Origin of the sequence: Blautia sp. AF14-40 (genome assembly GCF_003479665.1) — a bacterium.
Classification (GTDB): domain Bacteria; phylum Bacillota; class Clostridia; order Lachnospirales; family Lachnospiraceae; genus Fusicatenibacter; species Fusicatenibacter saccharivorans.
Genome location: NZ_QUHK01000058.1, coordinates 1 through 6,569 on the forward strand (window position 1 = coordinate 1; position 6,569 = coordinate 6,569).

Annotated in this window: 8 protein-coding genes; all 8 read left to right on the plus strand. The window is 51.1% G+C overall.

Annotated elements, in window-relative coordinates; genetic code table 11:
- Positions 1-478 (plus strand): hypothetical protein (locus DWW13_RS17540; RefSeq protein ID WP_199674876.1); only part of this gene is annotated, 478 nt, incomplete at its 5' end.
- Between the two features lie 293 nt (positions 479-771).
- The gene (gene cfr(E), locus DWW13_RS17545; protein ID WP_118019828.1) at positions 772-1,806 is read left to right on the plus strand and encodes a 23S rRNA (adenine(2503)-C(8))-methyltransferase Cfr(E); all 1,035 of its coding nucleotides are present in this window, start codon (positions 772-774) and stop codon (positions 1,804-1,806) included.
- Positions 1,807-2,024: 218 nt separating this feature from the next.
- Positions 2,025-2,189, plus strand: coding sequence for a hypothetical protein (locus DWW13_RS18920; RefSeq protein ID WP_158579779.1), 165 nt, complete (start codon positions 2,025-2,027; stop codon positions 2,187-2,189).
- Positions 2,190-2,295: 106 nt separating this feature from the next.
- Positions 2,296-3,522, plus strand: a complete 1,227-nt coding sequence (locus DWW13_RS17550; RefSeq protein ID WP_177592980.1) for a plasmid recombination protein — start codon at positions 2,296-2,298, stop codon at positions 3,520-3,522.
- A gap of 425 nt (positions 3,523-3,947) precedes the next feature.
- Complete coding sequence (locus tag DWW13_RS17560; RefSeq protein WP_117515908.1) at positions 3,948-5,477, plus strand: hypothetical protein; 1,530 nt, start codon at positions 3,948-3,950, stop codon at positions 5,475-5,477.
- Between the two features lie 245 nt (positions 5,478-5,722).
- Positions 5,723-6,004: a type II toxin-antitoxin system RelB/DinJ family antitoxin gene (locus DWW13_RS17565; RefSeq protein WP_087295645.1), complete on the plus strand. Its 282-nt coding sequence runs from the start codon at positions 5,723-5,725 to the stop codon at positions 6,002-6,004.
- Complete coding sequence (locus DWW13_RS17570; protein WP_066859802.1) at positions 5,997-6,269, plus strand: type II toxin-antitoxin system YafQ family toxin; 273 nt, start codon at positions 5,997-5,999, stop codon at positions 6,267-6,269. The genes DWW13_RS17565 and DWW13_RS17570 overlap by 8 nt, the downstream gene beginning before the upstream one ends.
- Positions 6,270-6,287: 18 nt before the next feature.
- Entirely contained in the window at positions 6,288-6,536 is a 249-nt protein-coding gene (locus DWW13_RS17575) for a hypothetical protein (protein WP_087295647.1), read from the plus strand.
- Positions 6,537-6,569: the final 33 nt, after the last annotated feature.

Sequence of the window (6,569 nt, forward strand, 5' to 3'; positions counted from 1 at the left end):
ATCAAAGCAGGCGGTCTATAAGCGATACAAAGGCAAGCTGCATACGGTTTGCGCTCCGTATACGCATACGGAGCAGGGGGTATTGTATCTATCGGAGCAGGCTGAAACCCTGATAAAACAAGATTTTTTGAAAGATGACCGCTCCAATGGAGCGCATACGGATACGCATACGGAGCGCTCCATTGGAGCGGTGCCGGAGCAGTCGCAAGAGGCCGGAGTGGTAGCAGTTTTGCAGGCCACCATCGACACGCTGCAGGGGCAGCTTGAAGTGAAAGACCGGCAGATTGAGGAACTAAACGCAAGGCTGGCAGAGGTCAGCGCGGCGCTGCTTGCCGCCCAGCAGACAGCAGCGGCGGCCCAGGCCCTTCACGCGGGGACAATCCAGCAGCAGCTTCTTACCGGGGAGGCCGGAGCGGATCAGCAGGGCCAGGAGCCGGAGCAAAAGCGCGGGTGGTTTAGTAAACTGTTTGGAAAGTAGAAAGCAACTTAAAGTTGCTCAATAATTGATGGTAGCAACCGAGAAGTTATTGCTAAAATGATGATCAGAAAGGAGGAACAAATATGAGTATAGCGGCACCAATGCTGGTTATTTCTTTGATCATCTATGCAGGTCTTTTCGGGCTATTTATCTATCTGGTTATCTTAATTATTCGAGCTTTGAAGAAATATATTAGGTCTAAAGATGTAAGAGCTGAAAAGAGCGTCCTTAAGCAAAATTTAGGTGAAGTATTGAAAGACTTGCGGACTAAAAATAAGAGGAGAAAAGCCTACATGATTTATTCAAAATATGACGTTATGAAGCGATGTATATCGGAAATGAATTTTCCGGATTATCGCTATGAGCAATTGATAAAGATGATTTTTGCACAACATGTTTCTGACTTTCATGCCATGTATATGCTGCCGGAAAGATTAAGAGCAAATTTGGCAGAAACTTTTGGAGCCTCTGCCTGCGGCCTTGTTCCGATTGCACACCAGGCATCTGGTCAGGCAGATAAGGTGCTTTTTCAATTAAAGGATGGCAACTGCGTCGAAACGGTAAACCTGCATTACAAAAAAGGATGGGAATCTTTTTGCATTTCATCCCAATGCGGCTGTGGATTTGGCTGCAAATTCTGCGCAACCGGTGCTATCGGACACAAACGCAATATGACCGCTGACGAAATAACAGATCAAATTCTGTATTTTTATCTCGCAGGGCATAAAATGAACAGTGTTTCTTTTATGGGAATGGGCGAGCCGTTTGCAAATCCCAATTTATTTGACGCATTAAAAATCCTGACAAACCCGTCTTTGTTCGGATTAAGCCAGCGACGCATTACCATATCGACGATTGGAATGATACCTGGCATAAAACGGCTGACCCGCGATTTTCCGCAGGTAAATTTAGCCTTTTCGCTGCACTCGCCCTTTGAAAAGCAACGTTCGGAACTGATGCCGATCAATCAAACTTATCCGCTCCATAAAGTGATGGATGCGTTGGATGCGCATGTCGCCAATACCAAAAGGCGATTGTTTTTGGCTTATATTATGCTGGGCGGAATCAATGACTCGGCAGAACATGCGAAAGCGTTAGCACACCTTATTTTGAGCCGGGGAGCGTTGTCCTATCTATATCATGTTGATCTTATCCCATATAACGTAACAGATAAGACGGCACGAAAGTTTATCGCTTCAAATAACGAAACCATTAAAAACTTCAGTGATATTCTGCATTCCAACCGTATCAGCGTGGCTGCCAGAATGCAATTTGGTTCTGATATCGGTGCTGGATGCGGGCAGCTTTATGCTGATGAAAGGGATTGAGCGCTTCAAGGCGTTTTTATGTACACATAGATTTCCAAGCAACATTGGCGTTTGAAAGGAAAGGCATCTGGCACGAATTTAATGCTGGGTGCCTTATTGTTACATCCAGGGTTTTAGGAGAATGTGATCCGAGTACCTCTAATTTGATTGCGCTGGCAAAGTTGTACAGAACGACGGTTGAGGAAATTTTGCAGAACATAAAGCAGTAATTTGACAGTGTGGCCGAAGCCCCAGCCGGAGCCGCCCGAAAGCAGCGGGAAACCGTAGCGGTTGGCAGCTCCGGCAATCCCCCGCGGGAGCGCGCAAAAGCACTTTCATACTGCCAGCCCCAAAGGGGCGGCGGTGTGAAAGTGCTTTTGCGTTACTTTCTCACAAGAAAGTAACAAAGAGGTTGTGGCCTGCGGCCAGTTATGGTAAAATAGGAATAGTAAGATATGGGCTTTTTGCAGGAAAGGGACGGGTGATTTTATAGGTACAACCATTTCGGGAATGACGGGCCGGGGAAGCATCCGGCACAACAACAGGAGCTTTTCAGCGGCGAATGTAGACCGGAGCAGGTCGGGGCAGAATGTCACCTTTTGCAACGAGGATTTGAAAAAGGTGTACCACGAACTTTTCGATGAAGCCCTGGCTGCCTACAATGCCAAAAAGAAAAAGACCAGGGACAAGATACCAGACTACTATGAGCATATCCGGCAGAGCAAGCAGGAAAAGCTATTTCATGAGGCTATCTTCCAGATCGGCAACTTGATAGACTGCGGGTGCGGCTCCCCTGGAGGGGAACGGGCGGCGGCAGCTCTCAAAGAGTTTGCAGAGTCCTTCCAGGAGCGCAATCCTCATCTGCGGGTGTTCAATATGGTGCTGCACATGGACGAGGCCACGCCCCACCTCCATGTGGACTTCGTGCCGGTGGCAACGGAGCAGAGCCGGGGCCTTTCGACGCGGGTATCAATGAAACAAGCGTTAAAGCAGCAGGGATTTGAAGGGATGGGCCGGAAGCAGACGGAATGGAAAGCCTGGATGGAACGGGAGAAAGAAGCCCTAACGGAAATCGCCCAGGCGCACGAGTTTGAGATTATCAGCTTAGGCGGTGGTCGGCCTCATATGGAGCTGCCAGAGTACAGAGCAGCGGCCCAGCGGCTTGAAGCTATCCAGGAACAGGTGACAGCGGCAGAGCAGGAGATCGCGGCCCTGGAAAAGCAGAGAAAGGCCCTGCAAGGGAATGTGAAGCTGCTGAAAGCGGTTGAGAAGGTCAAGCCCGATCTGGACGCAATACAGCCGGAAAAGACGCTGACAGGGGCCGTCAAGGGCGTGACGGTGGAGCAGGTGAAGGAGCTGAAGGCGGCGGTGATCCGGGGCGCGGCGGCAGAGCAGAAGGTGCGGGAGCTGAAGGTAGAAAACCAACAGCTTCAGCAGAAAATCCCCTCGACGAAAGAAAAGCTGAAGGAGGCCCAGGAGCGGCAGCGGCTTGAAAATGAAAACCGGCAGCTTAAAGTGCAGGTGGAATACCTGGAAGAAGATTTGAGCCGGGAGCGCGGGTTTTCGGCGCGGCTTCAGGAAGGGATCGGGGCGGTGCTGGATTTCCTGGATCGGCACTTGCCAGAGCAGTTCCGGCCCCTGGTCGAAAAGGCGCGTGAGCTACTACCTGTGCCAGAGGTGCAGCAGCCGGAAAGAGAGCAGGAACGGGGCCATACCTGGGGTGGTATGGAGCTGTAAAAGAAGCCTGTCAGGGGGCCTTGCAAGAGCCGCCCGGACAGGCTATAATAACAGTAAAAATAGGGAATAAAATATATTGATAATATATGCCCCCTATGGGGTATGGGAGATGGCAGGGAGTTAGTGGGTTGTAAAATAGGGAATAAAATATATTGATAATATATGCCCCCCTATGGCCTTTAGGCCAGGGAGAAAAATAATAAAATATTCTCTCTCGGACAGGGAGAAAGTCGGAGGGGGTTATGGGGGTGAGCGGCGGGGTGTGGGAATGTGGTAAACCTGAAAGGTTTTCCATCATTTCCATGCCCCAGAGCGAGGGGGAAAAGGGGGAGGTGACTTTCTCTTTAAGGCCCCTTTGGGGCCGCTCTTTGGCTCCCCCTTTTCCCCCTGTGGGTTTGCAGAATGTACGAAAAGAGGTGTAAGGAATGGCGGATCAGCAAGAAGCTCTGGAACGGCTGCGGGAACTTTACAGGGAAAAGAACGAGCATTTAGAGAAGTTTTTGGAGCCGGTGGAGCCGTATGAGTTTTATCGTGAGATCTTCCCGGAAGGATCTTTCGAGAGGAAGGGTCATTTTGAGGACAGGAAGGGAAATGGAATTGCGGTGACGGTGCCGAAAGGTGAGGTTGACAAGGCAACGGGGATTGCCTTGCAGATCGAGGGGGACGGTAAAGCGAAACGCTGTACCATCACTGACGAGCTGGACGAGCTGCGGGAGCTGCAAGACACCGATTTTACGATTATGTCCCCGATTTCTTATTTTGGGCGGCGGCGGTGTGGCAAAAATGCCCGGTATCTCTATGCTCTGGTCTTTGACCTGGACGGGGTGGGTATGCCTCAGCTCCGGGACACGCTGCACCAGATGAATAAGGATATTTTGCCCCAGGCAACCTTTGTTGTAAACAGCGGGACAGGGCTTCACCTGTATTATGTGCTGAAAGAGCCGGTGCCTATGTACCCGTACAACCAGAAATGCTTGAAAGAGCTGAAATATTCCCTTACCCGGCAGATTTGGAATAAGTTTACCTCCACTATCAAGGAGCCGCAAATGCAGGGGATTTTGCAGGGCTTTCGGGTGGTCGGCTCCGGCTCGAAGCTGGGGCGTGAGTATCCTGTGAGGGCGTTCCGGCTCGGCGGGCCGGTGGAGCTGGCGTGGCTGCTTGATTATATCCCGGACAGCAACGGGGAACAGCAGCGGCTTGAGGGGCTTATGAGAAAGAGCCGCCTGTCGCTGGCCGAGGCGAAAGAGAAGTACCCGGATTGGTATGAGCGGCGGATCGTCAAGAAGGAGCGGCGGGGCCGATGGACGGTTAAGCGTGACCTTTACGACTGGTGGCTGCACCGGATCGCCGATGAAATCCGGGTGGGCCATCGTTTCTATGGCATTATGACGCTGGCGATTTATGCGAAAAAATGCGGGATAGACGAGGACGAGCTGCGCCGGGACGCTTTCGCGCTGCTTCGGCCCTACGATGATATGAGCGTGGAGGATATAAACCGCTTTACAAAAGATGATGTGGTGTGCGCTCTGGAAATGTTCAATGAGGACTATGTGACATTCCCCAGGGACGATATAGCGAAGCTCTCCGGCCTGACTATGCCTGTCAATAAGCGTAATTTTCAAAGACAAGCAGATCATCTTGAAATTGCAAGAGCTATTCGGGATATTAAAGCGAAACAGCAAGGGAAAAAGGATTGGAGAGAAGGGAACGGGCGGCCTAAAGGCAGCGGAACGGCTCAGGTGCGGGTTTATGAATGGCGGCAGCAGTACCCGGAGGGGCGCAAGGCTGACTGTCACCGGGAAACTGGCCTTGATCCGAAAACCGTCCGTAAGTGGTGGGATTGCCCGCCGCCAGCGGTACGCTTTGAAAATGGGCATATAACAGTGCAGGTGTCCCCTTCCCAGGAGTTAAGCGATTGGCTCCTGGACGCGCTGCACAATGGAGGCCAGGAATAAGGCCCAGAAAGGCCCCTGTTACGCTTTAGAAGCCGTTTTCAGCCCTCCGAGGGTAAATATACCGGCCCCCTCTCTACCGCGCCCGGAAAGCCGCATAAATCAAGGCTTTTTTGCCACCTAAATGCGTACATACCAGGGCAGAAGTTTAAGAGCCAGGGCTTGGGGAAACGGGCAGGAAAATGTATTGACATTGTAAATAAAAAATGATACAATGTATATAATAAGAGTGAAAGGAGTTGCTATCTATGGCGAATACAAATATTAACATTCGTATGGACGCAGATTTGAAGCGGCAGTTTGAGGCGTTCTGTGCTGATATGGGAATGACGATGACAACGGCGTTCAATGTTTTTGCTCGTAAGGCGGTGAGAGAGTATAGAATACCCTTTGAAATCAGCGGCGATGTGCCGAACGCAGAAACCGTCGAAGCAATCCAGGAAGTAAAGAGAATGAAGGCCGATCCGAGCCTCGGCAAGACCTATTCCAATGTCGATCAGATGATGGAGGAGCTGCTTGCCGATGTATAACATAAGACCAACCACAAAGTTTCAGAAGGATTTGAAGCGTGTGAAAAAGCGCGGCTTTGATATTTCTTTGCTGACCGATATTATTAAAAAGCTGGCTGCGGGGGAGCCGTTGCCGGAGAAGAACAGGGATCACCAGCTTTCCGGGGACTATGCGGGGTGTCGTGAGTGCCACATTACGCCGGATTGGTTGCTGATCTACGAAGTGGACGGGGACGAGCTGATTTTATATCTTACCCGGACGGGATCGCATAGCGACTTATTTTAGGGGAAGGAGGAAAGGTCTATGAGCTGGGATAAAGAGAGGATCGCGCAGATACAGCTTCCCGATCCGGCAGACGATGATCCGCACCCTCGTCTGCTCTTGGAAGGGCGCGGCATACACGCAGGAGAGGGATTTACAGCTCTGTTTCCAGATGGCTGGCACGAGATTACCCTTGAAGTAGCCTGGGAGCCGACAGGCCCTGCTTGCTGGTACATATCTACGCCTGGGTTTAAGGGTGTGTGTCCTGTGGGCCTGTTCGTGAAAGTATGAAAACGATACGGCAGATAGCCGACGAGATAGGGG